The organism is Acinetobacter sp. YH01018 (assembly GCF_013420295.1).
Taxonomy (GTDB): Bacteria; Pseudomonadota; Gammaproteobacteria; order Pseudomonadales; family Moraxellaceae; genus Acinetobacter.
In genome coordinates, this window is the sequence record NZ_VOYL01000022.1 from 1 (window position 1) to 25,884 (window position 25,884).

Below are 25,884 nucleotides of genomic sequence, written 5' to 3' on the forward strand. Positions count from 1 at the left end.
AATTTTCTGACAAATATTTCTCAAATAAACTTCGAGTAATTTCTACCATCAATCAATGAAAATAATTTCGATCAATCAACCAGTAAAAATCCACACAAGTTGTTCTTCATAATCTCTTAATGATCTTTCTAATACCTCGTCAGTATTAGAAGCTGGACTTTAATAAACTTAACAACTTAGCACTTCGTGCTTCGTTCGTTTCCGTCTATCTCGTCGGTATGGGGTGCATTCTAGAGGATTTCAGAATCATTGCAACCCCCAATTCACTATATTTTTCACGTATGTCTCTTTTTTCTACGAAAATTGCCAAAAAATCGCTTTTTTATCTAAATTTTGAGCATTTTTCTTAAAAAAATAGCGGATTCATTGTGATTCAAATAAAAACAACCCATTTTTTTTAAGACCTGATAGCGATCAAAAAACTACGGAATTCCAATAAAATCCTAAAATTCCTTTTCGCTATAAAGGATTTTTTAAAGCTTTCTCTGATTACAGACGATATTTTGCTCTTTTCCATCCGACTTATAGATATACAACACTTTATTCAAAGCAGCTTTCTACTTTTAGACAGATTTTTTGCGATTTAAAATGAATCCGTTATCTCTCCACCCCCTTTTCAACCACAAAAAATTAAGAGCTCATAAAGATTGAACAGCCTATTCAGATGAATTAAGCCACATAGGGTGAGTCATTACGCCCCAACCAGTAACACATGACTTCTTCAATCATTTCTTTCTTACCCCTATAGTCTTCAGCAGCAAATAATAATTTAGCCCGACGCGGTAAACGTTCTTTGACCAATGAAAATAAAAGATAGTGAGAGGCAATATCTAATCGCTGTAATAAAGCATAGGCTTGCTCAAAAGATTCCTGCTTCTGTTCAGGCGTATCGTATTCAAATAGAAAACGTAAAATAAAATCGATTTCCTGATCAAAAATATCCTGAGTCTGGTAATGATACATAAATAATGCTTACCCTCTTTTTATGACTTTTATAAATATTTTTGAGATTCCATATCTCAAGCATGCTAATGATGGGATTCAATCTCAGCATTCATACTGCAGTCTAGCCCGTATTTCAAGCAAATGAAAAACGCAACAGTCCAATAAAAAATCAGCAGGAATCGTGGAAATTCAGAAATAAAAAAGGAAGAGATCTCTCCCAAAATCTCTTCCCTGGAGTTGAATCTTTATGCGATCCATCGTGTCATTATTATAGTTATCTACAAAAATTTAAAAAAAGCCTCTTGGGGAAGAGACTTAAAAATTGTGGAGTTATTTTTATATACCCTCTAGATATGTTTCTACACAATGTCTAGATGAATAAATCTTAAACATAAAATATGACAAAATCAAGACAATTGGAAAAATTTAAGTATTGTTTTTATAAGCTTTTTTTTGAATTTATATATTTATATAATTCATATATAACTAAAAAAATAAAAGCAGGCCGAAGCCTGCTTTTATTTCAACAACTTAGAATAATACTCAGTCTACAAAAGTCACTTTTGCAATTGCTTTTTTGCTGGCTTGAACGATCAAAGTCACGTTCTCTTTCACAGAAAAATTAGCATCAACCACATTCCAATCTACTTTAACAGCACCACGACCGATCGCATCTTTGGCTTGAGCCGCATTTTTAGTTAAACCCGCAGCACGTAAAATAGAGGTAATAAAGATTTCACCACCAAATTCGCCCCGTGAAATGGTCACCTCAGGTGTTCCTTCTGGCAATTCACCTTCAGTAATCAGGTTACCCGCACCTTTATGTGCAGTTGCTGCAGCTTCGGCGCCATGGAAGCGCTCAACCAATTCAAGTGCAAGAATCTTTTTCACTTCTTGCGGATTACGACCTTCAGCCACTTCTTTTAACAGCTGCTGAATTTCTTCAATCGACCTGAAGCTTAACAAATCAAAATAACGCTCGATCAGGGAATCGGGCATTGAAAGGACTTTTTGGTACATCGCACCCGGTGCATCAAACACGGCAATGTAGTTACCTAAAGATTTAGACATTTTATTCACGCCATCTAAACCTTCAAGAATCGGTACCGTAATACAGACTTGTGCTTCCTGGTCATAACGACCTTGCAAAGTACGCCCCATCAACAGGTTAAAGGTTTGGTCTGTCCCCCCCAACTCTACGTCAGCATGTAATGCGACCGAGTCATAACCTTGCACCAATGGATATAAAAATTCATGAATCGCAATCGGTTGGTGGCTGTTATAACGTTTGGTAAAGTCATCACGTTCCAGCATGCGTGCTACAGTCTGCTGTGAAGCCAGCTGGATTAAATCAGCCGCAGTTTTTTGAGCAAACCATTCAGAGTTAAACACCACTTTGGTTTTAGCCGGATCAAGAATTTTAAAGACTTGTTCTTGATAAGTTTTTGCATTTTCCAATACTTTTTCGCGTGACAAAGGTGGACGAGTCGCGCTTTTACCTGTTGGATCACCGATCATGGCGGTGTAGTCACCAATCAGGAAATAAACTTCGTGCCCCAGATCCTGGAACACTTTCAATTTATTAATTAAAACCGTATGACCTAAGTGCAAATCAGGTGCAGTTGGGTCAAAACCCGCTTTAATTTTAAGCGGACGATTTTCTTTTAATTTCTTCAGAAGATCTTCTTCAGAAATAATTTCATGCGTGCCTCGTTGAATGAGGGCAAGTTGTTCTTCAGCCGGCAGGAAATTTGACATCACAAAACCCAAACACATCAGTTATTCAATTTGTGCGATATACTAACACTTTTTCAGCACATTGCAGGCTTAAGAATAATCATGACAGCGATCTATATTGGGGTAATGACCGGCACGAGCATGGATGGTGTCGATATTGTTGCTGCTTCTTTTGATCCCTTACAGCTTCATGCGACCCTCACTTTGCCATTTGATCCCGATCTTCGTGACGAACTGATGGCGCTCACCCTACCGGGCGACAATGAAATTGACCGTATGGGTAAAGCTGACGTTGCTTTAGCCAGCATGATTGGTCAAGGCATTAATACACTCATTGAAAAGAACCATTTAGATCGCAAGCAAATTAAAGCCATCGGTTCGCATGGACAAACCATACGCCACCGTCCTGAACATGGCTTCACCCTGCAAATTGGTGATCCCAACATTATTACCGAAATGACGCAAATTCCGGTCATTTCAGATTTTCGTCGTCGTGATATGGCGGCTGGCGGTCAAGGTGCCCCTCTGGTTCCCGCATTTCATCAAGCTTTGTTTCAGCATGACAGCATTCATCGTGTGATTCTGAATTTGGGCGGGATTGCCAATGTCAGCATGCTGCCGGCCGGCAAACCCGAAGCTGTTTTTGGTTTTGACACCGGCCCTGCCAATATTCTTATGGATGCCTGGTGTCAGCGTTATACCGGTCAGCCCTATGATGAAAATGGCAACTGGGCAACCTACGGACAACCCATTCGCAGCCTGCTGGACCGCTTGCAAGCGCATGAGTTTTTCTCCAAAGAACCACCGAAAAGTACCGGCCGCGAAGACTTCAACCTGGAATGGCTGGATGAACAAATTCTCGACTGGCGTAATGACCTTGAATATGACGAGTTAGAAGATACCCCTGAAAATGTTCAGGCGACCTTAATGAAACTGACCACCCGCGCCATTAAAAAAGCCATTTACCGTTCCGACATGGATACCGGTGAAGTTTATGTCTGCGGTGGCGGAGCCTATAACTCGAACCTGCTTGAACAATTGCGCTGGCGTTTACGCAAACACGAATGGACAGTACAAACTACAGCAGATTTAGGGCTGAGCCCAACCTGGGTAGAAGCAACTGCTTTTGCCTGGCTGGCTATGCGCTTTGTCAATCAGCAAAGTGGTAATCTGCCTGCAGTCACCGGTGCGGCTGGCTATCGTATTTTGGGAAGCATAACGGCCGTCTAAATATTTTTTAATGCAAAGCTTCAGCATAAAAAAGGTCTGCTTGATGCAGACCTTTTTATTTTTATACGTTTATAGCGCTATCTATTGCATCATTTTTTTAGCATTTTCACTGCGCAAGGCATTTAAAATTTGTTGTCCAGCTCGTCCGGTTGGGCTAAGCCCCAAACGAATCTGTTCCTGACGGATCGCTTGACGGGTTTTATCCCCAATCAGGCCATCTACAGTACCAATGTCATAACCGCGATTGATCAAGAATTGCTGAATTTCACGACGTTCTGCACGTGATGTTCCTGCATCATCGGTGGGCCAGATTTTACTAAAGCCGGCACTCTGACCCTGTAAGCGATCAGACAAATGCGCAATCGCCAGAGCATAACTTTCCGCAGCGTTATAACTATATATGGCATCGAAGTTTTTAAAGACTAAAAATACCGGGCCATTTGCACCCGCAGGTGTCATTAAACCTGCAGCACTGCTGTCAGATAAATTGCCTTGAATCAGAGGACTGCCATCCGCACGAACTACACCACGACTCATCCAGCTGCTTAAAGCCTTTTTATTGCGACGGCTTTCACCCGCAATAGACATGCCTTCCGGAATTTTCACTTCAAAGCCCCAAGGCATGCCAGTTTGCCAGCCACGTTTTTTCAGAAAATTGGCGGTTGAAGCCAGAGCATCTGTAGTACTGGACACCAGGTCACGGCGTCCATCGCCATCAAAATCGACAGCCAACTCATCATAAGTAGAAGGCATAAACTGGGTATGGCCAAATGCCCCTGCCCACGAGCCTTTCATTTGCTGTTCGCTTAAATCACCGCGCTGCAAAATTCGCATGGTGGTAAAAAATTCGCCACGGAAATACCCCTGGCGACGCCCTTCACAACTTAAAGTGCCCAAAGCCTGCAATAAAGGATAGCTTCCGGAAATATCGCCAAAGTTACTTTCTACACCCCAAACCGCCACCACGGTTTCAGCCGGTACCCCATAGGTGGCTGCAACACGATTTAACACCTCTCGGTGCTGGGCCAGTTTTTGTTGTCCCAACTGTACCCGCTCTTCATCGACCAGACCGGATAAATAGTCCCAAATCGGGGTCGAGAATTCAGGCTGATAATTCAATTTATCAATCACAGAATAATCAGGCGTTAAATTTTGCGTATAGCGATCATAGGTAGAGCCACTCACACCCGAAGTTATGGCTTGACTACGTAAGTTTGCCAGACATTGCTGAAAATTATTTTGCGAACTAAAAATTTGATCGGCTGGTGGGGTTGAAGTGACTGTGACAGGTTGACCATTAATAATCAGCTCAGCATTGGCTTGAGTCATGGCAAGGAAAACTGAACCTAAAACGAAAGCTAAGCGCTGCATAGTATCCTTTACGATCTTTGAATTTAAATTATGCTTTTACCATACCACCATCAGCACATCGTTTCTGAATCAAATCGTAAATTTAAATTCATTTTCTTCATTTTAAATTCATATTTTACTTTTGAATTTAAAAATTTTATCCACAGCCTTTATTTTTAGAATTTTTTAAATTTAAAACATAAGGAAATATGAATTTAAATTCATTATTTTAAATTTAAAGCAAAGTTTTAAATTCAAACGGCTTGTGAACAAGTTAATTCTGACCGTTTTTATAATCTTAGAAAGCTCATACTTTAAATTTAAAATCCTACTTTTTAAATTTAAAGTTTAAATTCATTTCTTCCTTAAATACTTTGAATTCATATTTTTTAAATTCAAATGCACGAGTTTAAATTTAAATTCATATTTTGAATTTATTTTTATCTTTTGAATTTAAAAATTTCTGCATTTGTTTTACGACAATAAAACTAAAATACAGAACCATTCTATTTGTTTGTTTTTTATGCAGTATATTTATAAAGCATTGTATAAATTACACACAATTATTTTTATTCTGTTCCGATAAATGGCGCATTCTCGAAAAGAGGCGCAATCATGCCCGAAGTGCAGGCATAAAAAAAGCGATCATTGGCATGACCGCTTTTTTATCATTCAAACTTGGGTTTAAATGCTCATATCTTCGCTAAGTGCCAGTGGATTCGGCAAAATTTTCGCCAATGCACGGCATAAAGTAGTCAGTTCAGCACTGTCATTTGGCATCAAGGTGATATGGCCAATTTTACGACCTTCACGCTCAGTCTTGTTGTAAAGGTGCAAATGAGCGCCATTTAAAGCCAAGACATCTTCAGATTTAGGATGTTGACCAATAATATTGATCATCACCGTTGGACGAACCACTTCAGTTGAACCTAAAGGTAAGCCCGCCACCGCACGAATGTGGTTTTCAAACTGTGAGCAAACAGCACCTTCAATTGACCAGTGCCCCGAGTTATGCACACGCGGTGCCATCTCGTTGGCATATAAACCTTTATCGGTCACAAACAGTTCTAGCGTCAACACACCGACATAATTCAAATGATTCAGCAAGCGAGTGATGTAGTCTTGTGCCACAGGCTGTAAATCGGCGCTGTTAGGTGCAGGCACAATTGAGTGCGACAAAATACCATTATGATGGTGGTTTTCTGCTAATGGCCAGGTTTTCACCTCACCGTTTTGACCACGTACCGCAATAATCGATACTTCACGTGAAAAGGTCACAAAACTTTCTGCAATCAGTGAACCAGCCGGACCAAGCTCAGCCCATGCCTGATCAACCTTATCTACAGAACGCAGCACAAACTGACCTTTACCGTCGTAGCCACCTGTTGCCGTTTTTAAGACGATTGGCAAACCCAGTTCAGCAACAGCCACTTGTAAGGTTTCTAGCGAATCGACTGCCTTATAAGGCGCAACTGGAATCTCGAGTTGATCGAATAAAGCTTTTTCCAGCAAACGGTTTTGCGCAATAGCCAAAGCCTGACGCGGCGGGTGTAATTGTTTTTGCTGGGTTAAAATATCCACATCTGCAAGCGGGGTATTTTCAAACTCCAGACTAAATACATCTGCACTTTGAATAAATTCATTTAAACCATTTTCAACTTGGCTTGAGATGACCTGACCCAGCGCTGCAGAAGGGCAATCTGTATTGGCTTCAAAGAAGGTGCATTGAATATTCAACGGTAGAGCAGCTTGCGCCATCATACGGCCGAGTTGACCACCACCAAAAATACCGATGGTTTTATCCATAACATGTGTCCCGTTTTAAGCTTGGCTTTAGTTTTGGCCTGGAATATTTTTGCTTGCCACTTTTTCAGTTTGCGCAGCGCGGAATTCAGCAACATTTTTTGCAATTTCAGGACGTGTTAAACCTAAAATTTGTGCTGCCATAATGGCGGCATTGGTTGCACCGGCAGGACCAATTGCCAATGTACCGACTGCAATACCGGCAGGCATTTGCACGATTGAAAGCAATGAGTCTACGCCATTAAGAATAGAAGATTTCACTGGTACACCCAGAACCGGTAAATCGGTTTTTGCTGCACACATGCCTGGAAGATGCGCTGCACCGCCAGCACCGGCAATAATCACCTGAATACCACGTTCACGTGCTGTTTCAGCATATTCAAATAAACGGTCTGGGGTACGGTGTGCAGAAACAACTTCCGCTTCAAATGGGACGCCAAGCTGTTTCAGCATATTGGCAGTGTGTTCCAGAGTTGCCCAGTCAGATTGGGAACCCATGATAATTCCAACGAGAGGTTGAGTGTCTGCAGCAGCCGCATTCATTGCAAATGTTCCATAAACGAATGTAAGGAAGGATAAATCTCGACAAGAGCCAAGTTTTAAATGAATCACAAGCTCGCTATTATAGACTGATTTTTCATCTCACCAAAATTTAACAGATACTTTACTGCTGTATTTCCGCTGCTTTTTAGGTAAATAATAAAGAAATCATCATCAATTCTAAAAAAGTATTAAATTATTATTTCCAACGATGCTATCGCGTAAAGGCGACATGGAGGTCGCCGTTGAGCTGTGATACAAGGAAGTATCATCAGATCAACAAAGGATTTTTATTACTTTTGATCCCTCAAAAGTAAAACAATGCCTCCACAAATTATTTTGGATCATAACTTGAGAAGAAGGCGATGAAGTAACTCAAATTCCAAATAAAATTATCAAGTTTTACTGACTTCTAAAAACAAAATATACACAACCTAAAAGACACAATCCTGCCCACAAATAATCCAGTTTAAAGGGCTGTTTAAACAGAAAAATCATAAAAGGTACAAAGACCAGCAAGGTCACCACTTCCTGGGTAATTTTCATTTGTCCCACGGCCCAGCCCTGTTGTGCAAGCAGACGGGTGGCGGGAATCATAAAGCTGTACTCCAGCAGGGCGATCAGCCAGCCGAATAAAATCGCCTGCCAGATGGGTGCACCATGTAAAAATTTAAGATGACCATACCAGGCCAAAGTCATAAAGCAGTTGGAAATAATTAAAAGCAGCAGGGCAAAGTACATAGTCAATTGATCTGGAATAACTGCAAATATTTTACGTTTTTCCAGTAAAAAAGCATGTGATTTCCAGACGGATTTTAGCGCGGAGAAATCCCGATCCAACAGCCCCCTAAACTACCGGATGCAATGCCGGGAATAGATACAAGAAAGACTATCTTTTCCGCAAAACCCTTGATATCGTTGCTTTCAAATTGAATCAATAATGACAACACCACCAATAACAACGTGATGTGTCTAAAAAGCAGTGGAGTTAAAACGCATGCATCTGCATATTTTGGGTATTTGTGGCACCTTTATGGGTTCGCTCGCACTATTGGCACGTGATTTAGGACATAAAGTGACGGGTTCGGATGCAAATGTCTATCCACCCATGTCAACCCAACTAGAAAATGCAGGCATTGGCTTGATGCAGGGTTATGACCGCAGTCATTTGCAGCCACATCCCGATCTGGTGATTGTCGGGAATGCCATGAAGCGCGGCATTGATGCGGTGGAATACATGCTCAATGAAGGTCTGCCTTATATTTCAGGTCCACAGTTCTTGGCCGATCATGTTTTACAAGGCAGACATGTGCTGGGCGTTGCAGGAACCCATGGTAAAACCACCACAACCACTATGCTGGCTTGGGTACTGGATCAGGCCGGTTTAAATCCGGGCTTTTTGATTGGCGGCGTACCTTTGGGTTTTAGTGAAAGTGCACGTTTAGGCGGCGGCAAATACTTCTGTGTAGAAGCGGATGAATATGATTCTGCCTTCTTCGACAAGCGTTCCAAGTTCGTGCATTACCATCCTAAAACCGCGATTTTGAATAACCTTGAATTTGACCATGCTGATATCTTTGATGATCTGGCTGCGATTCAAAAACAGTTCCATCATTTAGTACGGACCATTCCAAGTGAAGGCCGCATTATTGCGCCAATTACCGAAACCAATATTGATGAAGTTTTGCAGATGGGCTGCTGGACACCTGTGGTTCGCACTTCATTGGATGCCAATGACAAAGCGTTACTTTCTGCCGAACAGTTATTAAATGATGGTTCACATTTTAAAGTACTGGAAAATGGTATCGTTAAAGGTATCGTGAAATGGAACATGACCGGACAGCACAGTGTGGCCAATGCCTTGGCGACCATTGCAGCGGCGGAACATGTGGGCGTTTCGATCGAAACTGCATGTGAAGCACTTTCCAACTTTGGCGGCGTCAAGCGCCGTATGGAATTGCTGGATACGGTAAAAGGCATTGAGGTGTATGATGATTTTGCCCATCACCCAACCGCCATTGAAACCACGCTTGACGGCGCACGCAAACGCCTGGGTGAACGTAAACTGTGGGCCATTATTGAACCGCGCTCCAATACCATGCGTATGGGTAGCCACAAAGATGGTTTGGCGCATTCCGCACGTCTGGCGGATGAAGTAATCTGGTATCAACCGGAAGGGCTGGACTGGGATCTACAGCCGGTAATTGATGCCGCACCAAACAAAGCCGTGGTGGCACGTAGCTTAGATGACATCATTCAAACGGTTGTCTCTGAGGCAGGTGAGGGCGATGCTGTGGTGATTATGTCGAATGGCGGTTTTGGTGGATTACACCAGAAATTGATTAGTGCCTTACAGCAAAACGCTTAAACTTCTTTTCAGCCTGAACTTGATCAGGACCGTAGCCAATCGTTCTGCGGTCCTTCATTAACAAGTTAATAAATCATATATTATTTTTTATTCAAATAACTATTTTGCTAATGACCTTGTCATCAAGACTTGTTAATTTAACTGGATAGCATCCCGCCAACATGACTGTTGCTATATAAGCCAGGCGGCTGGATGTCTTTTACAATAAACATTAAGAAGGATGGTCCCCATGTCAAATACAATGAAAGCAATGGTTTACTACGGCGCCAATGATATCCGTTTCGAAGAACGTCCCATTCCTACCATCCTGCATCCCGATGATGCGATTATCAAACTCACAAAAGTCACAATCTGCGGAACCGACCTCGGCATCTGGAAAGGTAAAAACCCCGAAATTGAACAGGTGGAAAAAGAAAAAACCGGCAGCTTTAATGGCCGCATTCTCGGTCATGAAGGCATCGGCATTGTAGAAGAAGTCGGTTCAGCCGTAAAAAACTTCAAGAAAGGCGACCGGGTAATTATTTCCTGTGTCAGCCGCTGTGGTACCTGTGAAAACTGCCAGAAACAGCTGTACGCGCATTGCCGTAATGAAGGGGGCTGGATTATGGGTTACATGATTGATGGCACCCATGCCGAATATGTCCGCACTCCATTTGCCGATACTTCACTCTATCATTTGCCAGAAGGCCTGAATGAAGATGTCGCAGTTTTCCTGTCTGATATTCTACCAACTTCACATGAAATTGGCGTGCAGTATGGTGATGTTAAACCGGGCGATAACGTGGCAATTGTCGGTGCTGGCCCGATTGGAATGAGCTGTCTGCTCACCGCACAATTCTATTCACCTGCCAATATTATTATGGTGGATACAGATGATAACCGACTGGAATTTGCCAAGACTGTAGGGGCTACCCATATCATCAACTCTGCTAAAGAAGATGCCATTGCAAAGATTTTAGAGCTGACCGGTGGTCGTGGTGTTGACTGTGCCATTGAAGCAGTGGGTGTGGAACCGACCTGGAATATCTGCCAACATGTGGTGAAAGAGGGTGGCCATATTGCCAACGTGGGTGTGCATGGCAAACCCGTCAACTTTGAACTGAACAAGCTCTGGATCAAGAACCTGACCATCACCACCGGTCTGGTCAATGCCAACACCACCGGCATGCTGCTGAAAACCTGCTGTTCCGGCAAACTGCCACTGGAAAAACTGGCGACCCATCACTTTAAATTTAACGAATTTGAAAAGGCCTATGATGTCTTCAAGCATGCCGCTGATGAAAAGGCACTGAAGGTGATGATCGACATGGCTTAAACTTTAAGTCTTCGATAAAAAAGTCCGCATCGCGGACTTTTTTATTTTAACCTGCATCAGAAATAGGAAAGTGGTCCGCTATTGGCCTGAAGGCAGGTTCTGAATTTTATACCCTACTGCAAAGCCTTGATCTGCCAGATTTAAAAGCCAAATGACAGACAATCTCTCTATCGGCCAGCATCTTTAAACTTAGGCTACAACATCTGTAAAACTCTGATCACGTTTAAACATTACCTCCACATAGGAACAGGTGGGAATAATTTTTAACTGTTTTTCACGTGCAAATTCAACTAAAACATCTAACAATTTTCGTGCTACGCCTTGACCACGCAAACAATCATCCACCCAGGTATGATCAGCCACTATGGTATTTTCATTGCGCCAAACATAACTGATTTCTGCAATTCGTTGACCTGCATCATTCAAAGTAAAAAACTCACCTTTTTGGCCATTATCCTTGTGTTGAAACTGCATCGCTAGTCCTCACTTTTTATTTGACTGAAACCAGAATACGTTAAAAGTAGATTATTTTAAAACAGTGTGAATAGATAAAATTTGCACAATTACAATAAATATGCGATTCTTCAGCCATATTTGGATGAAATCCAAAACAAAATTAAGTTGAACAAGGGGAGTAGCCTCCTCCAAGCCTGATCATGATGCCGTTTTAAAATGATCAGGTGTCAGAATATCGTCATTACACTTTGCAAAAAGTCGGTATCTGAGCATCTGAATTTACATAATATGAATATTCAGATGTAGGCAAGACCTTGATCATGTTGACAGAGATGTTTAAATCATCTGGCAACAGGTCAAGGTTTTTTTATGGCCAGTTGTCAGGTGTGGAGATTTTTATGGAATCCATTGGCAATTTATGGCTGTATTTAGCATTCTTCGGTTTAGTTGCCGTTATGCTCATCATCGACTTCTTGGGCTTTAGACAAAAACAGGGCCAAGAAGTCAAAATTAAAACCGCAGCGTACTGGAGTATGGCTTGGGTTTCTGTCGCCGTACTATTTGGTGGTGGCTTATGGTTTTACCTGCAACAGACAGCTGGGGTAGCCATCGCAAATACCAAAGTCATGGAGTATTTTGCAGGTTACTTATTAGAGAAATCCCTCGCGATTGATAACGTTTTTGTATGGCTGATGATTTTTGCTGCCTTCGCTATTCCTCCGGCATTGCAACGTAAAATATTGCTCTATGGGGTACTCGGCGCCATTGTATTACGTACCATCTTTATTTTTATTGGTGCCTGGTTCGTTCAGGAGTTCTCTTGGGTACTTTATATCTTCGGTGCTTTCCTGGTCTATACCGGCTTTAAATTTCTTAAAGGTCATGACGAAGACCCCAATATTGAAGATATGGCCTTACTCAAGTGGTTACGTAAACATATGCGTATTACTCCGCAGCTGGAAGGAGATAAATTCTTTGTCCGTCAAAACGGTCTGTTATGGGCCACGCCGTTATTCCTGGTCTTGATTTTGGTTGAAGCTTCCGATGTCATTTTTGCAGTAGATTCCATTCCGGCTATTTTCGCGGTCACCAGTGATCCCTTTATCGTATTAACTGCAAACTTAATGGCCATTTTAGGTCTACGTGCCATGTTTTTCTTGCTGGCAGGTGCAGCATCCAAAATGCATTATCTGCCGTATGGTCTGGGTATTATCCTGCTGTTTATTGGTTTCAAAATGTTGATGCTGGATGTGTTCCATATGCCAATCTGGATATCACTCGGCTTTATTGTGATTGTCCTGTCCATTACCGCATGGTTATCGATTCGCTACAACAAGCAACAACAGTCACTTTAATTTTTAAATAAAATGATTCGGCCTTTCATCTCATAAATGGAAGGCTTTTTTATGCCCCCCTATTTCAAGCGACTGGATATTTATCAATGGCGTTTTTCATCCTTTAGCATGCCGCTCAATGCATCGCACAGGGGAGAGGATTAAGCCCATCAGATCGGGTTTAAGGGAAAAAATCAGGTACAATCAATCGAAAAAATTCAAAATCGCAGGTTTTCAATGTCTTCTGTAGTTGCAACGACGGCGGTTCGCGGTCGCTTCCTAGATATTCAGAATACGGTTGCCCAAGCGCGTGATATTCACGACCAAGTGCGATATGTAGAAGATGGTTTACTGATTGCCGAAAATGGCAAAATTCGCTGGTTTGGCGACTGGCAAAGCGGCCAGCAGCATATTCCGGCTGATGTTGAAGTTCATCATTATCCCGACAAGCTGATTGTACCGGGTTTTATTGATACCCATATCCATTTTCCGCAAACCGAGATGGTCGGGGCCTATGGGGAACAGCTGCTTGAATGGCTGAACACCTATACCTTTCCGACTGAATTGCAGTTTAAAGACAAAGCCTATGCCGACAAAATCGCGCAGTTTTTTATCCAGGAATTATTAAAAAACGGCACCACCACAGCTTTGGTTTTTTGTACAGTCCATGCGGAATCGGTCGATGCCTTATTTGCAGCCGCAGAACAGTATCAAATGCGTTTAATTGCCGGCAAAGTGATGATGGACCGTCATGCACCAGAAGATTTGTGTGACACGCCAGAGACTGCTTATCAGGACTCTAAGGCATTGATTGAAAAATGGCATGGCAAAGGCCGCAACCTGTATGCCATTACCCCACGTTTTGCCCCAACCTCTACACCAGAGCAACTGGCTAAAGCAGGGCAGCTGAAAGCCGAGTATCCTGATGTGTATGTGCATACCCATTTAAGTGAAAACAAAAATGAAATTGCCTGGGTCAAAGACTTATTTCCTGAGCAAAAAGGCTATCTGGATGTTTATCACCATTATGGTTTAACCGGGCAACGTTCGGTATTTGCCCACTGCGTACATTTAGAAGATGCTGAGTGGGACTGTATGCATGCCACCGACTCGGCCATTGCCTTTTGTCCGACCTCAAATCTATTTTTGGGCAGTGGTTTATTTCCCTTGAAAAAAACCTGGGAAAAACAGGTTAAAGTCGGTTTAGGCACAGACATTGGGGCAGGGACGTCCTTCAGTCAGCTGCAAACCTTGAATGAAGCCTACAAAGTACAGCAGCTTCAGGGCGATAAACTCTCGGCATTTGAGTCTCTGTATCACGCCACCTTGGGCGGCGCCAAAGCGCTGGATCTGGAGGATAAACTGGGTAACTTTAACCTGGGCAAAGAAGCAGATTTTATTGTACTGGATTTAAAAGCCACTGCACTGCAGGCACTGCGTCAGGAACATGCCAAAGGCATTGAAGATGCTTTATTTGCACTGATGACCATGGGCGATGATCGTAATATCCATGCCACCTATATTTATGGAGCAGCAGCCTATGTCAAAAAGTGAAGTGAGGAAAAAATCTGCTAAAAAGATTATTGTGTGGACTGGAATTGCCCTGGTGTGTGCATTTTTACTGAAACGCGATACGGTGCAGCACAAGGTCTGATTATATTTACAAGCGCAAAAAAGATGCATCTCTTAAACAGATGTATTAAAATTAAAACAACTTTAGAGGTGTTGCTGGTCAACACCTTTTTTATTTTTTGATTTGCTTTTAGGTATCTCCCCATGACCGTTCATATGAGTGTGATGATCTCAACTGAAGAAATTCAAGCCAAAGTCAAAGAGCTTGGTGCAAAAATTGATGCTCACTATGCCAATAGTGACAAAGAATTGGTGCTGATTGGTTTACTTCGCGGTTCTGTCATTTTTATGGCGGATTTATGTCGTGCAATCAGCAAACCGCATGAACTCGATTTTATGACCGTATCCAGTTACGGTGGCGGTACGGTTTCAAGCCGTGATGTCAAAATTCTAAAAGATTTGGATGGTGAAATTCGCGGTAAAGATGTACTGATTGTGGAAGATATTATCGACTCTGGTAATACCCTGAGCAAAGTCCTGGAAATCTTGAGCACGCGCGGTCCCAACTCTATTGAACTGTGTACGCTCATCAGCAAACCTTCACGCCGTGAAATTGAACTTGAAGTGAAATTCCTGGGCTTTGAAGTGGAAGATAAATTTATTGTCGGTTATGGCTTGGACTATGATCAAAAATATCGCCATATTCCATTTATTGGTGAAATTGGTTTATAAGACTGCCCCAAGATACTTAAAGTGGCCGAAGGCCACTTTTTTATGCTTTAAAGTACAACAGGCACAAAAAAACAACAGTTATTAGCAGGATTCATCTGTTTCGTGTTGGATAAATGATTAATTATAAAAATGAAAGCGAATTGAAAGTAAATAAATGATAACAAAAGGAGAAGACTGATGTGGTCACTGATCGTTGCAATCGTGGTCGGTTTTATTGCAGGTTTAATTGCACGCGCTATTCATCCGGGTAATGATAAGGCAGGATTTTTTATTACTGCCTTGCTCGGTATTGCAGGTTCTTTATTGGCCACTTATGGTGGGCGCTTACTCGGACTGTATGGTGAAAACTCTGCAGCAGGTTTTATTGCTTCGGTGATTGGGGCCATCATTATTCTGTTTCTTTATAACCTGGTGACCAAGAATTCCAGGGGTTAAATGTCCTGTCGAATCATGGAATAAGTCATAAAAAAGCACCGTACACGGTGCTTTTTTATAGTTACTTTTTTATAGTTCCTCGCATCAGCGCAGATCTATTTTATAAACCCAGTTCTTTCCAGATTTTTTCAATTTCCTGGGCAGGGTAGGCCCCCATGACTTTAAAGCCATTGGAGAAAACAATGGCTGGTGTCCCGGTTAAACCTAAAGTTTTACCTAAACTTAAATTACGCTCAATCGGATTGGCACAGCTTTTATTAGCATTGGGTTGAATGCCTTTAGCGATCAAATTTGACCAGGCCAAAGCTGGATCTTTCTCACAAAATACCTGTTTTGAAACCGCCACAGATTGAGTTTTAATAGGGTAAATAAAGGTGTAAATAGTCACATCCTTTAATTTGCTTAGTTCAGTCTCAAGCTGTTTACAATACGGGCAATTTGGGTCAGAAAAGATCGCAATCTGGCGTTTACCATTACCTCGCACGGTTTTGACTGCATCCTGTAACGGCAATTTTTTCCAGTCAACACTGTTCTGCTTCAGTATTAAATCTTTGGTCAGGTTTTTCTGATCACTTAATCGGAACATGGAACCGACCAGAATATGTTGAGCATCTTCCCCCAAATATACCACTTGGCCATCCATTGAGCCGCTATAAATCCCTTTCATTTCGGTGGTTTGAATATTTTCAATGTTTAGTTTGGGATGTTGCTTACTCAGGTTGGTTTTCACTGTATCGACATTTGCCAAAGTTAAAGTGGAAATAAAACTCACCAAGGCACATACCAATGTTTTTTTAATCATCTATTTTGCTCATCGCTTTAAAATCTTTCCCGCTGATTCTACTCAAAAACCAGCCAGGTAATCTTAAAATTTTAGCTCGCCTTACTGAAAATACACATATTTACCCAGCAAGGTTTCACGTGGAACATGGATTTAGCGTGGATTAATTTCTACCGAAACATGTACGATTTCCTCATGAATGGACAAGGCTGCACGAATCTGGTCTGCATTCAAATTGAAATCGGTGGCTAAAGCTAAAATGCAGGAGAATTTACCTTTGCCGACTTTCCAGACATGCAGGTCAGTAATTTCTACTAGAGGAAATTCTGCAATCACCTCGCGAATTTCTTCTACGACCGGATGATCCATTTCTGCATCCAGTAAGGTTTTTCCAGTTTCTTGAATGAGGCCCCAAGCCCATTTCGCCACCAGAATGGATCCGATGATGCCCAGTGCAGCATCCAGAAAAGTCCAATTCAAATACTTGGCAGCAAACAGGGCAATAATGGCAAAAACTGAAGTCACAGCATCGGCAACCACATGCATAAAAGCGGCTTTCTGGTTTAAGTCATGCTCGGTATGAGTATGCTCATTTTCATGATCATGATCATGATCATGGTGATGGTGATGGTGATGGTGACGGTGATGGTGATGGTGATGGTGATGGTGATGGTGATGGTGATGGTGATCATCATGCAGTAACCATGCGCAGATTAAATTAATCACCAGGCCCAATATTGCAATCGGAATGGCTTGATTATAAAGAATATCAACCGGGTTGAGCAGTCGTTCAATCGATTGAAAGGCCATAAACACCGCCACCACCATCAATAAGATGGCGCTGCTATAGCCTGCCAAAATTTCAATTTTCCAGGTGCCAAAACTAAAACGATGATCCTGCGCATAACGACGTGCAGAACGGTAAGCAAAATAAGCCAGTCCCAGCGCCAGCATATGCGAACTCATGTGCCAGCCATCGGCCAGCAAGGCCATAGAGTTGTAAATCCAGCCACCAATCACTTCTAATAACATCATCACTGCCGTTAGAATGGTCGCCAATAAAATGCGTTTTTGTGCGAGCGGGTTGCCTTCATCAAACTGATGACTATGGGTTCGGGTCAATGGGGCGTCTTGCATAATCTAGATTTTCAATATACTCCCCCATAGTATATTTATTTTTGGAGAATAATGTTGGGTCATTTATATCAGGACAAGAAAATTCAGAATCGGGTCAAACGTTTACAAGGTCAGATTAATGCAGTGGATCTGGCTTTAAATACACCTGATGCTTCATGTATTCAAATATTGCAGCAGGCTGCCGCGATTAAAGGTGCGGTGAATGGTCTGATAAATGAGCTTATTGAAGCACATTTGCGTCATCACGTGATTGGAGAACAGACAGCAATTAATGAAACAGAACTGGAAGAATTTCTTAAATTATTAAAGCGTTATAGCTAAACTTCTTACATTTTATCCATTGACGCTATAGATCGATAACCAGTACGCTAAATTCTCCTTTTCTCCCCCCCCTATTTGCCATTTTGAACGCTGTGGCAAATATTTTTGCGACACTCTATGACAAATCAACAATCCTGGCGCCCGTTTTTGATGGTGAGCCTGGCTCTTTGTATTGGAACGATGGGGACGGCACTGGCCAGCCCTTTATATCCCATCTATCAGCAACTTTGGCATCTGTTGCCGAGTCATATCACCTATATTTTTGTCACCTATATGTTGGGCTGTTTAGCCACGCTCCTGTTTTTAGGCCGTACCAGTAACAGCATTGGCTTTTTAAAAACCTTAGAACTTGGTTTGGTCATCATCACACTTGGGCTTCTACTGTCCATGTTTGCGAATAATGTGCTATGGCTGTCTTTGGGGCGTTTTATTATCGGAATTGCCTCGGGATTGATGACTACATCAGCATTGATTGGTCTGATGTGGAGCATTCCTGAATCACATAAAAGCCATGCACCCCAGCTCAGTTCAGTAATTACCGCAGTTGGTTTTGGTTTAGGCCCATTGGTCGGTGGACTGATTGCCCAGTTTTCTGCTACACCGCTATTTACCCCGTATATTCCTATCATTGTTGGGGCAATGTTGTGCTTCGTAGGTTTGTTACGTCTGCCACAGCCTGAATTTAGCGCACAGGCATTCTCGATTGCACCGCATTTAGAACGTCCTGAAGCACAATTTCATGTTGAATTTTATATTACCGGTTTGACTGCCTTTTGTGCCTTTGCAGCGTTTAGCCTATTCGCTTCACTTTCTCCCTCATTTGTACAGTTCATCATTCCCTGGCATGGTCCTTTGGTCAGTGGATTAGCCATTACCTGTATTTTGCTAATTTCTGCCATGGTACAGTATTTTTCCAGATCGATTCCTGCAAGAAAATGCCTGAATTATGGGCTGTATACGCTGTTGTTCAGTTTATTGATCCTGGGTTTATGTATCTATCTACACTGGAGCTTTCTGTTTTTTATCAGTGATGTAATGGTTGGCGTTGGGCATGGATTAGCGCTGATCGGGGCATTTGGTTTAATTCATGCCATGACCAACCTGCACAACCGGGCTGCAGTCATGTCGACTTATTTATTTGTAGCCTATTTAGGCACCATTTTACCCATTCTTGCAGTGGGTTATCTTGCCGATCATTTTGGTTTAACCGCAAGCGTACTCAGTTTTTGTGCTGCGTTCTGTTTACTGTGTCTGTTTTTGTTAATTTGGCATAAAAAAATAAATGATAAATAATCATCCTCAGCTTTAATGATCTTGCCCAGAAGTTTAGGTTATACGCTCATTCTCAATAATATTGAATCCATTTTATTCCTCATCGACAGAATGGAAATGCTCAAATTCTAATTCAACTTTTCTTATATCTGGTGATTAATAACCGAATATAATATCATGCCATCAGATGGATTTTGAGCATACACTGAAGCAGTCAATGACATAAAAAAGCACTAAGCCATTAAAACTTAATGCTTTTAAGTTAACACTATAACTTATTAGAATTTACTGAAATATAAAGGTAAATTGAAATTACTTTCCGATACAGAACGACCCAAAGATCTTGCCTAATAAGTCATCTGCACTGAAGTCCCCGGTAATTTCACCCAAGGCATTCTGGGCAAGTCGCAATGACTCCGCCACCAGCTCACCGGCATGGAACACCACCAGTTGTTCACGCGCTTCTGCCAGATAGTGCTGAGTGCGCTTCATTGCGTCTAAATGGCGGGTACGGGCAATAAAGGTATCTTCTTCCGGCTGGAAGCCTGCATGCGCTGTAATCGCATCTATGAGCGACTGCACCCCAGTTTCCTGCTTGGCAGAAACGGTAATATGACGGAATCCCTGATAATCGCCTATTTCAGCAGCTGCACCGGTTAAATCACACTTGTTGGCAATCAGCATTAAACGGCGTGGTTCCAAATGTTCGGCAAAATAGTTTTGTGCCAATTGCAGCGGATCTTCCCCTTGGCTTAAGTCATAAACCAGCAGCAACAAATCGGCTTGTTCAATTTCTTTAATCGCGCGGCGAATGCCTTCTTTTTCCACGACATCGCCAGTTTCACGTAAACCAGCGGTATCGGTCAGGGTAATCGGCAAGCCATTCAAGGTGATTTTTTCATGCAAGACATCACGGGTGGTACCAGCAATATCAGTCACAATGGCGCGTTCATTACCCGCAAGGGTATTCAACAAGGAAGATTTACCTGCATTCGGTTTACCCGCAATCACTACCTGCAGACCTTCGCGCAATAGCTGGCCTTGTCGTGCCGAAGTTTGCACGGCAGCGACCGAACTTTGCACATCTTCCAGCAGGGCTAAAATTTTGCCATCTGCCAAAAAATCGATTTCTTCTTCCGGGAAATCAATCGCAGCTTCCACATGTAAACGCAGATGAATCAATTTCTCCAGCACGGTATTAACCCGGGTAGAAAAAGCCCCTTGCAGTGAACGGACTGCAGAACGTGCCGCGGCCTGAGAGGTGGCATCAATCAGGTCGGCAATCGCTTCGGCCTGGACCAAATCCAGCTTACCATTTTCAAAGGCACGCATGGAAAATTCACCGGCTTTGGCAGAGGTTGCACCCAACTCCAGTAGTCGGCCGAGCAGGGCATTTTGAATCACTGGGCCCCCATGCCCCTGTAACTCCACCACATCTTCACCGGTAAACGAGTGTGGGTTAGGGAAGCAAATGGCCAGGCCTTCATCCATGACTTCACCAGATGCATCATAAAACTGACGGAAACCGGCGAAACGGGCCTTAGGCAAAGCGTTTCGGGTTAAAGCTTCAGCAATGGCATAAGATTTTGGACCCGACAGACGAATTACCCCCACGCCACCGCGCCCAGGCGGAGTTGCAATCGCAGCAATCGTAGTAAGGTTTTGCATAAAATTCACCTAAAAAATCCCAAATCACAGCCAAAGAAAAATCCGCCTAAGATTACCATCTTAAGCGGATTTATTCAGCTATTCGCAATCAGTCGTTACTTAAACAACGTCGCGTTTTTCGCGTTCTTTCGCAACACCTTTGTTGATCAGGCTTTGCTGCAAGATGGTAATACTGTTGTTGACAATCCAGTACAACACCAAGCCCGCAGGGAAGAACAACATAAATACGGTGAATACAATCGGCATAATCTTAAAGACTTTTGCCTGCATCGGATCAGCCGGCTGCGGATTTAAAGACTGTTGAATAAACATGGTCGCGCCCATCAGTAACGGCAGGATAAACCACGGATCCATTGCAGATAAATCTTGAATCCAAGCCAACCAGGGTGCATGACGCAGTTCTACTGATTCCATCAATACCCAGTACAAGGCCAGGAAAATCGGCATTTGTAACAGCAATGGCAAGCAACCCGATAATGGATTGACCTGTTCACGTTTATACAGCGCCATCATTTCTTGCGAGAAGCGCATACGGTCTTCACCGAATTCTTCTTTCATGCGTTGCATTTCAGGTGCAATCACACGCATTTTCGCCATAGAGCGGTAGCTCTTGGACGACAATGGCCAAAGAATCAGTTTGACCAGTACAGTCAACATGATAATTGACCAGCCCCAGTTGCCAACAATGTTATGGAAGAATTGAAGGCCCAAGAACAATAATTTGGCAATTGGCCATAACCAGCCATAATCAACCGTTTGATTCAAGCCGACAGCCAAGTCTTTTAATTCAGACTGTACTTTAGGACCTGAATAGAATGTCGCATCTACTTCCGCCGCAGTACCTGCAGGTACATTCATGGTCGGTGAAGTGAAACCAATAATGTTCATATTATCGGTAGATTGGCGAGATTCCAGTTTGGCACTATAAGGCTGACCATTGGCTTGAGTCAGTTTAAGATCACCCGGAATCCAGGCACTGACAAAATAATGCTGCACTACAGCAACCCAGCCACCTTTGGCTTCAACATTCAACTTTTCATCGTTGAAGTTGGCAAATTTCAGCTTGTTATAATGTTCATCTGGCGTTCCCCACGCACCACCCAGGAATGTGCCAAGTGTGAAAATACCTTGGGAAGATTTACCCGGGTCATCCGAATTGTCACGTTTGATCTGACCAAACATCTGGCCTTGCCAGTTCTGGTTACTACGGTTGACCACTTTGTGGCTGACCATAACCGGATATTCACCCTGCTTGAAGGTAAACGTCTTAATGATCTCTACACCGTCAGCAGTTTTGTAGACCATCGGTACCGATAAAACCTTAACCGCTTGACCATCTTTGTTCTTTTCCGCTTTGGCATCTGCCAGTGTATAAGATGCTTTTTCAATCTCATATACAGGACGACCATTGCGGTTACTGTCTGGTCCATTTAAACCAATCAATCCAGACTGAGCAACATAAGTCCGTTGTGCATCGCTTTCAAGCATCACGAACGGAGCATTACTGTCTTTGTCTTTATCGTGGTTCAATAATTCAATACGAACAATGTCACCCCCTTTAGGATTAATCCAAAGATGATAAAGGTCAGTTTGTACTGAAATAAGCTGTTGACTTACAGGTGCAGTGGCATCTGTTGTAGTTTGCTGAGTCGCAATATTCGCTTGAGGCATGTCAGACGCAGTAGCAGCGGTTTGACCATTTGGCAAATCTGCAGATACTTCATGTGAAACCACGGCAGCTTCTTGCTGCGGTTTAGTTTCTGCATGACCATAATCCTTTTGCCAAGCCAAAATAAGCAAATATGCGACGACAAACATGGCCCCTAGAATTGCAAACCTGGCCCATTGTTGCATATCTATTATCCCAAGTAGTTAGAGTGATTTCGGTTCAATAAACGATCACGAAAGGGTACAACAACGTGAAGCGTTTGAGAATCTATTTGCTGAAATGAAATAAAACGAATTGCCTTTGGCGGAACCGGATCATATCCCGAGCCCCCCCAAGGATGACAACGACAAATACGCTTAGTAGCTAACCACACACCACGCACAGCACCATAACAATGGACTGCTTCCAAAGAATATTGAGAACATGTGGGAATATAACGACAGCGGGGTCCCAATAAAGGACTAATCGCGATCTGATAGAATCGAATCAACCAATGCAGTAAACGTACCATTGGCCTTCTCTACTTTTGTGGGGAGGGAGCTATCTTTTTATGCTTTTTGGCAAGGCGTTGCAATTTCTGCCAAGCAAATTGTAATTGCTGCTGCAATTCCGCATTAGGGATTGCTTCAATACCCATTTTAGGCATGACCACAATATCTAATAAATCTAATTGCTGCTGATGCAGGCGAAAACTTTCACGAGCAAGACGCTTTACTCTATTTCTTTCATGTGCGCGACGCACTTTTTTCTTGGCAACAACAATACCCAAACGGCTTTTCGGCTGCTCGGAATTTTTAGCAAGAAATAAGAAATGGGGTTGATGCACTTTAAAAAGCGCACCATCAAACACACTTTTATAATCGGCAGCACAGTGTATGCGTACATCTGTGCTGAAGCCATAAAGTGTCATAACACCCAAAATCGTAATAGCGTTAACAGATTAAACAGTTAAGCTATGACGACCTTTTGCACGACGGCGAGCTAATACTTGACGACCAGCTTTAGTAGCCATACGAGCACGGAAACCATGAACACGCTTACGCTTTAATTCTGATGGTTGGAATGTACGTTTCATATTGAAACTCCAAAAATGATCTTTCTATGAAGGTTCGCGATTTTAGTGTTCATTCAATGAGCTGTCAATCAAAAACAAACTTTCTTTCAAAATAAACCGGTTTTTAGAAGATTGATATGTTGAACATGCATTTAGATAATTAAAAGTTGTATCTATTTTATACACAGTGTAAATTATTGATTAATAAAACAACATAAGTTATAAACAGAAATATTCACAATCTTATCCACATCTTACTGTGAATGAAATGCTTGTGTTGTGAAATGAATTTAAATTTATAACTTTTCCGAGTTATCCCCAAAGAATGGCGTTCTTATAAATAAATTCAAATTTATAAATTTAAATTTATTACTATTAGGGCGGTGTTTTTCTGTGGAAAAGGCTATTTTATTTTTAATAAACATAAATTTAAATTGTGGATATCTATGTTTTTATAATTTTATTAAATTGTGGATAACTTTATGTTATATTTTATCCACAGCTTGCGGATAAACTTATCCACATTGTGATTTAAATTTAAATTTAATCGGAAATTTGCTTTTTTGAATGATATTTCCTGAATTTTGCCATGACAGATGTGGATAACTTCGATAGAATGGCGACCCGCTCGGTCGGGCTCGCATGATTTTTTTACTAACAATGGAATGAATAGGGGTTTCACATGCTTTGGACAGACTGTCTAACTCGTTTGCGACAAGAGCTTTCGGGAAATGTCTTTACCATGTGGATTCGCCCTCTGGTTGCTGAAGAGCTAAACGATACTTTAAGACTCTATGCACCCAATCCGTATTGGACCCGCTATATTCAGGAACATCATCTGGAACTGATTACGATTTTGGCTGAACAGATGTCTGAAGGCCGGGTACGTAAAGTCGAGATTCTGGTGGATTCACGTCCGGGTGCAATCTTGTCAGCCAATGAACAGCCAGCAACCACCACGGCTGCATTGCAATCTGTTCCGGCAGTTGTTTCCAAACCGAAAAAAGAAAAAGATGAAACGGGCAGTAAAAACAGCCGTAAACGTTTACTCAATCCCTTATTTACTTTTTCACTATTCGTTGAAGGCCGTTCCAACCAGATGGCAGCTGAAACCTGCCGTAAAGTGTTAACCCAGTTGGGGGCTTCACAGCATAACCCGCTATTTTTATACGGACCGACCGGTTTGGGTAAAACCCATCTCATGCAAGCTGTCGGTAATGCCCTGTTACAGGCCAAACCCAATGCACGGGTGATGTATATGACGGCCGAGAGTTTTGTACAAGATTTTGTCAGTTCTTTACAGCAAGGCAAAGTGGAAGAGTTTAAAAAGAATTGCCGCTCGCTTGATCTGTTGTTGGTGGATGATATTCATTTGCTGGCCGGTAAAGAAGCCAGTCTGGTGGAGTTTTTTTATACCTTTAACGCGCTATTGGATGAATCAAAACAGATTATCCTGACTTCCGACCGTTATCCCAAAGAATTGACTGAACTGGATGCACGTCTGGTTTCACGTTTTTCCTGGGGCTTATCGGTCGGGGTGGAACCACCGGATATTGAAACCCGAATTGAAATTTTGTTGAAAAAAGCCGAAAGCAGTGGGGTGGAGTTGCCGCGTAACTGTGCCCTGTTTATTGCCCAGCAAGTGGTAGCCAATGTTCGTGAGCTGGAAGGTGCGCTGAACAAAGTGGTGGCGATTTCCCGTTTTAAAGGCACACCGATCGATCTGGATGTGGTACGTGAATCGTTAAAAGATGTGCTGGCCATTCGTGCCCGTACCATCAGTACTGAAAATATCCAGCGGGTGGTGAGTGAATATTTCCGTATTCCTTTAAAGGAAATTGTCGGTCCCAAACGTACCCGGATTTATGCCCGTCCACGTCAGCTGGCCATGGGCTTGGCACGTGAACTGACCGGGGACAGTTTCCCCGAAATTGGCATGGCCTTTGGTGGTCGTGACCACAGTACCGTGATGCATGCCTGTGAAAAAGTCATCAGTCTGCGTGAACAAGATCCGATCTTTAATGAAGACTATAAAAACCTGCAACGTCTGTTGCAAAGCTGATCTGATTTGATCAAATTCTATTCTTGCAATGCGGCATATTCTGCCGCATAGTACACTGCTAAAAAACACATTTATTTATTTTCATCTTCAGTTGTTAGAGGAA

24 protein-coding genes are annotated in these 25,884 nt (G+C 42.4%); 10 read left to right on the forward strand and 14 right to left on the reverse strand.

The features are described 5' to 3' along the window. Positions 1 to 669: 669 nt before the first annotated feature. Complete coding sequence (locus FTT83_RS09090) at positions 670 to 963, reverse strand: hypothetical protein (RefSeq protein WP_180176538.1); 294 nt, start codon at positions 961 to 963, stop codon at positions 670 to 672. A 525-nt stretch (positions 964 to 1,488) separates the two neighbouring features. Further along, a complete protein-coding gene (gene tyrS, locus FTT83_RS09095) occupies positions 1,489 to 2,721 on the reverse strand; it encodes a tyrosine--tRNA ligase (protein WP_180176539.1) in 1,233 nt (410 codons plus the stop codon). Positions 2,722 to 2,784: 63 nt separating this feature from the next. Between tyrS and FTT83_RS09100 the strand changes: the two genes are divergently transcribed. Beyond that, entirely contained in the window at positions 2,785 to 3,912 is a 1,128-nt protein-coding gene (locus FTT83_RS09100) for an anhydro-N-acetylmuramic acid kinase (protein ID WP_180176540.1), read from the forward strand. An 81-nt stretch (positions 3,913 to 3,993) separates the two neighbouring features. Here the strand turns inward: FTT83_RS09100 and FTT83_RS09105 are convergent, their stop codons facing one another. The 4 genes from FTT83_RS09105 to FTT83_RS09120 all read right to left on the reverse strand — a co-directional run bounded on the left by FTT83_RS09105 (position 3,994) and on the right by FTT83_RS09120 (position 8,346). Next, complete coding sequence (locus FTT83_RS09105) at positions 3,994 to 5,283, reverse strand: lytic murein transglycosylase (RefSeq protein WP_180176541.1); 1,290 nt, start codon at positions 5,281 to 5,283, stop codon at positions 3,994 to 3,996. A gap of 663 nt (positions 5,284 to 5,946) precedes the next feature. Beyond that, positions 5,947 to 7,068 (reverse strand): 5-(carboxyamino)imidazole ribonucleotide synthase, encoded by a 1,122-nt coding sequence (locus FTT83_RS09110; protein ID WP_180176542.1) that lies wholly within the window; start codon positions 7,066 to 7,068, stop codon positions 5,947 to 5,949. A 27-nt stretch (positions 7,069 to 7,095) separates the two neighbouring features. Next, positions 7,096 to 7,608 (reverse strand): 5-(carboxyamino)imidazole ribonucleotide mutase, encoded by a 513-nt coding sequence (gene purE, locus FTT83_RS09115; protein ID WP_092820923.1) that lies wholly within the window; start codon positions 7,606 to 7,608, stop codon positions 7,096 to 7,098. Positions 7,609 to 8,007: 399 nt separating this feature from the next. Continuing rightward, positions 8,008 to 8,346 carry a DMT family protein gene (locus FTT83_RS09120; protein WP_180174993.1) on the reverse strand — a complete coding sequence of 113 codons (339 nt, stop codon included), beginning with the start codon at positions 8,344 to 8,346 and terminating at the stop codon, positions 8,008 to 8,010. A gap of 256 nt (positions 8,347 to 8,602) precedes the next feature. Here FTT83_RS09120 and mpl point away from each other — a divergent pair, with 256 nt between their 5' ends. Both mpl and FTT83_RS09130 read left to right on the forward strand, forming a co-directional pair. Then, complete coding sequence (gene mpl, locus FTT83_RS09125) at positions 8,603 to 9,973, forward strand: UDP-N-acetylmuramate:L-alanyl-gamma-D-glutamyl-meso-diaminopimelate ligase (RefSeq protein ID WP_086197602.1); 1,371 nt, start codon at positions 8,603 to 8,605, stop codon at positions 9,971 to 9,973. A 229-nt stretch (positions 9,974 to 10,202) separates the two neighbouring features. Further along, complete coding sequence (locus tag FTT83_RS09130; RefSeq protein ID WP_180176543.1) at positions 10,203 to 11,288, forward strand: zinc-dependent alcohol dehydrogenase family protein; 1,086 nt, start codon at positions 10,203 to 10,205, stop codon at positions 11,286 to 11,288. A 189-nt stretch (positions 11,289 to 11,477) separates the two neighbouring features. Here the strand turns inward: FTT83_RS09130 and FTT83_RS09135 are convergent, their stop codons facing one another. Further along, positions 11,478 to 11,762, reverse strand: coding sequence for a GNAT family N-acetyltransferase (locus tag FTT83_RS09135; protein ID WP_086197600.1), 285 nt, complete (start codon positions 11,760 to 11,762; stop codon positions 11,478 to 11,480). Positions 11,763 to 12,142: 380 nt separating this feature from the next. Here FTT83_RS09135 and FTT83_RS09140 point away from each other — a divergent pair, with 380 nt between their 5' ends. The 4 genes from FTT83_RS09140 (at position 12,143) to FTT83_RS09155 (ending at position 15,817) form a co-directional block, all read left to right on the forward strand. Beyond that, entirely contained in the window at positions 12,143 to 13,099 is a 957-nt protein-coding gene (locus FTT83_RS09140) for a TerC family protein (protein WP_086197599.1), read from the forward strand. 216 nt (positions 13,100 to 13,315) lie between these two features. After that, the gene (gene guaD, locus FTT83_RS09145; RefSeq protein WP_180176544.1) at positions 13,316 to 14,632 is read left to right on the forward strand and encodes a guanine deaminase; all 1,317 of its coding nucleotides are present in this window, start codon (positions 13,316 to 13,318) and stop codon (positions 14,630 to 14,632) included. A gap of 222 nt (positions 14,633 to 14,854) precedes the next feature. Beyond that, positions 14,855 to 15,382 (forward strand): hypoxanthine phosphoribosyltransferase, encoded by a 528-nt coding sequence (gene hpt / locus FTT83_RS09150; RefSeq protein WP_092820932.1) that lies wholly within the window; start codon positions 14,855 to 14,857, stop codon positions 15,380 to 15,382. 177 nt (positions 15,383 to 15,559) lie between these two features. Beyond that, the gene (locus FTT83_RS09155) at positions 15,560 to 15,817 is read left to right on the forward strand and encodes a GlsB/YeaQ/YmgE family stress response membrane protein (RefSeq protein WP_086197596.1); all 258 of its coding nucleotides are present in this window, start codon (positions 15,560 to 15,562) and stop codon (positions 15,815 to 15,817) included. A 100-nt stretch (positions 15,818 to 15,917) separates the two neighbouring features. Here the strand turns inward: FTT83_RS09155 and FTT83_RS09160 are convergent, their stop codons facing one another. After that, positions 15,918 to 16,619 (reverse strand): DsbC family protein, encoded by a 702-nt coding sequence (locus tag FTT83_RS09160; protein WP_180043248.1) that lies wholly within the window; start codon positions 16,617 to 16,619, stop codon positions 15,918 to 15,920. Between the two features lie 132 nt (positions 16,620 to 16,751). Next, complete coding sequence (dmeF, locus tag FTT83_RS09165; RefSeq protein ID WP_180176545.1) at positions 16,752 to 17,735, reverse strand: CDF family Co(II)/Ni(II) efflux transporter DmeF; 984 nt, start codon at positions 17,733 to 17,735, stop codon at positions 16,752 to 16,754. Positions 17,736 to 17,789: 54 nt separating this feature from the next. Between dmeF and FTT83_RS09170 the strand changes: the two genes are divergently transcribed. Continuing rightward, complete coding sequence (locus tag FTT83_RS09170; RefSeq protein ID WP_086197612.1) at positions 17,790 to 18,056, forward strand: metal/formaldehyde-sensitive transcriptional repressor; 267 nt, start codon at positions 17,790 to 17,792, stop codon at positions 18,054 to 18,056. Positions 18,057 to 18,173: 117 nt separating this feature from the next. Next, complete coding sequence (locus tag FTT83_RS09175) at positions 18,174 to 19,349, forward strand: MFS transporter (protein WP_180043246.1); 1,176 nt, start codon at positions 18,174 to 18,176, stop codon at positions 19,347 to 19,349. Positions 19,350 to 19,640: 291 nt separating this feature from the next. Here the strand turns inward: FTT83_RS09175 and mnmE are convergent, their stop codons facing one another. The 5 genes from mnmE to rpmH all read right to left on the reverse strand — a co-directional run bounded on the left by mnmE (position 19,641) and on the right by rpmH (position 23,740). Beyond that, positions 19,641 to 20,996 (reverse strand): tRNA uridine-5-carboxymethylaminomethyl(34) synthesis GTPase MnmE, encoded by a 1,356-nt coding sequence (gene mnmE, locus FTT83_RS09180; RefSeq protein ID WP_180043245.1) that lies wholly within the window; start codon positions 20,994 to 20,996, stop codon positions 19,641 to 19,643. Between the two features lie 99 nt (positions 20,997 to 21,095). Beyond that, entirely contained in the window at positions 21,096 to 22,850 is a 1,755-nt protein-coding gene (gene yidC / locus FTT83_RS09185) for a membrane protein insertase YidC (protein WP_180174960.1), read from the reverse strand. A gap of 5 nt (positions 22,851 to 22,855) precedes the next feature. Next, positions 22,856 to 23,176 (reverse strand): membrane protein insertion efficiency factor YidD, encoded by a 321-nt coding sequence (gene yidD / locus FTT83_RS09190; protein ID WP_166171660.1) that lies wholly within the window; start codon positions 23,174 to 23,176, stop codon positions 22,856 to 22,858. A gap of 9 nt (positions 23,177 to 23,185) precedes the next feature. Further along, a complete protein-coding gene (gene rnpA, locus FTT83_RS09195; protein ID WP_086197590.1) occupies positions 23,186 to 23,575 on the reverse strand; it encodes a ribonuclease P protein component in 390 nt (129 codons plus the stop codon). A gap of 30 nt (positions 23,576 to 23,605) precedes the next feature. Further along, positions 23,606 to 23,740, reverse strand: coding sequence for a 50S ribosomal protein L34 (gene rpmH, locus FTT83_RS09200; protein WP_000831329.1), 135 nt, complete (start codon positions 23,738 to 23,740; stop codon positions 23,606 to 23,608). A 661-nt stretch (positions 23,741 to 24,401) separates the two neighbouring features. Here rpmH and dnaA point away from each other — a divergent pair. Then, a complete protein-coding gene (dnaA, locus tag FTT83_RS09205) occupies positions 24,402 to 25,781 on the forward strand; it encodes a chromosomal replication initiator protein DnaA (protein WP_086197589.1) in 1,380 nt (459 codons plus the stop codon). Positions 25,782 to 25,884 lie beyond the last annotated feature (103 nt).

Coding starts and splice junctions, on each gene's coding strand:
- FTT83_RS09100 (WP_180176540.1), top strand. CDS start 2,785: ATGACAGCGATCTATATTGGGGTAATGACCGGCACGAGCATGGATGGT.
- FTT83_RS09155 (WP_086197596.1), top strand. CDS start 15,560: ATGTGGTCACTGATCGTTGCAATCGTGGTCGGTTTTATTGCAGGTTTA.
- rpmH (WP_000831329.1), bottom strand. CDS start 23,740: ATGAAACGTACATTCCAACCATCAGAATTAAAGCGTAAGCGTGTTCAT.
- FTT83_RS09110 (WP_180176542.1), bottom strand. CDS start 7,068: ATGGATAAAACCATCGGTATTTTTGGTGGTGGTCAACTCGGCCGTATG.
- yidD (WP_166171660.1), bottom strand. CDS start 23,176: ATGGTACGTTTACTGCATTGGTTGATTCGATTCTATCAGATCGCGATT.
- FTT83_RS09160 (WP_180043248.1), bottom strand. CDS start 16,619: ATGATTAAAAAAACATTGGTATGTGCCTTGGTGAGTTTTATTTCCACT.
- FTT83_RS09135 (WP_086197600.1), bottom strand. CDS start 11,762: ATGCAGTTTCAACACAAGGATAATGGCCAAAAAGGTGAGTTTTTTACT.
- FTT83_RS09130 (WP_180176543.1), top strand. CDS start 10,203: ATGTCAAATACAATGAAAGCAATGGTTTACTACGGCGCCAATGATATC.
- FTT83_RS09120 (WP_180174993.1), bottom strand. CDS start 8,346: ATGTACTTTGCCCTGCTGCTTTTAATTATTTCCAACTGCTTTATGACT.
- mnmE (WP_180043245.1), bottom strand. CDS start 20,996: ATGCAAAACCTTACTACGATTGCTGCGATTGCAACTCCGCCTGGGCGC.
- hpt (WP_092820932.1), top strand. CDS start 14,855: ATGACCGTTCATATGAGTGTGATGATCTCAACTGAAGAAATTCAAGCC.
- FTT83_RS09175 (WP_180043246.1), top strand. CDS start 18,174: ATGACAAATCAACAATCCTGGCGCCCGTTTTTGATGGTGAGCCTGGCT.
- FTT83_RS09105 (WP_180176541.1), bottom strand. CDS start 5,283: ATGCAGCGCTTAGCTTTCGTTTTAGGTTCAGTTTTCCTTGCCATGACT.
- purE (WP_092820923.1), bottom strand. CDS start 7,608: ATGAATGCGGCTGCTGCAGACACTCAACCTCTCGTTGGAATTATCATG.
- yidC (WP_180174960.1), bottom strand. CDS start 22,850: ATGCAACAATGGGCCAGGTTTGCAATTCTAGGGGCCATGTTTGTCGTC.
- FTT83_RS09090 (WP_180176538.1), bottom strand. CDS start 963: ATGTATCATTACCAGACTCAGGATATTTTTGATCAGGAAATCGATTTT.
- rnpA (WP_086197590.1), bottom strand. CDS start 23,575: ATGACACTTTATGGCTTCAGCACAGATGTACGCATACACTGTGCTGCC.
- dnaA (WP_086197589.1), top strand. CDS start 24,402: ATGCTTTGGACAGACTGTCTAACTCGTTTGCGACAAGAGCTTTCGGGA.
- dmeF (WP_180176545.1), bottom strand. CDS start 17,735: ATGCAAGACGCCCCATTGACCCGAACCCATAGTCATCAGTTTGATGAA.
- mpl (WP_086197602.1), top strand. CDS start 8,603: ATGCATCTGCATATTTTGGGTATTTGTGGCACCTTTATGGGTTCGCTC.
- tyrS (WP_180176539.1), bottom strand. CDS start 2,721: ATGTGTTTGGGTTTTGTGATGTCAAATTTCCTGCCGGCTGAAGAACAA.
- guaD (WP_180176544.1), top strand. CDS start 13,316: ATGTCTTCTGTAGTTGCAACGACGGCGGTTCGCGGTCGCTTCCTAGAT.
- FTT83_RS09140 (WP_086197599.1), top strand. CDS start 12,143: ATGGAATCCATTGGCAATTTATGGCTGTATTTAGCATTCTTCGGTTTA.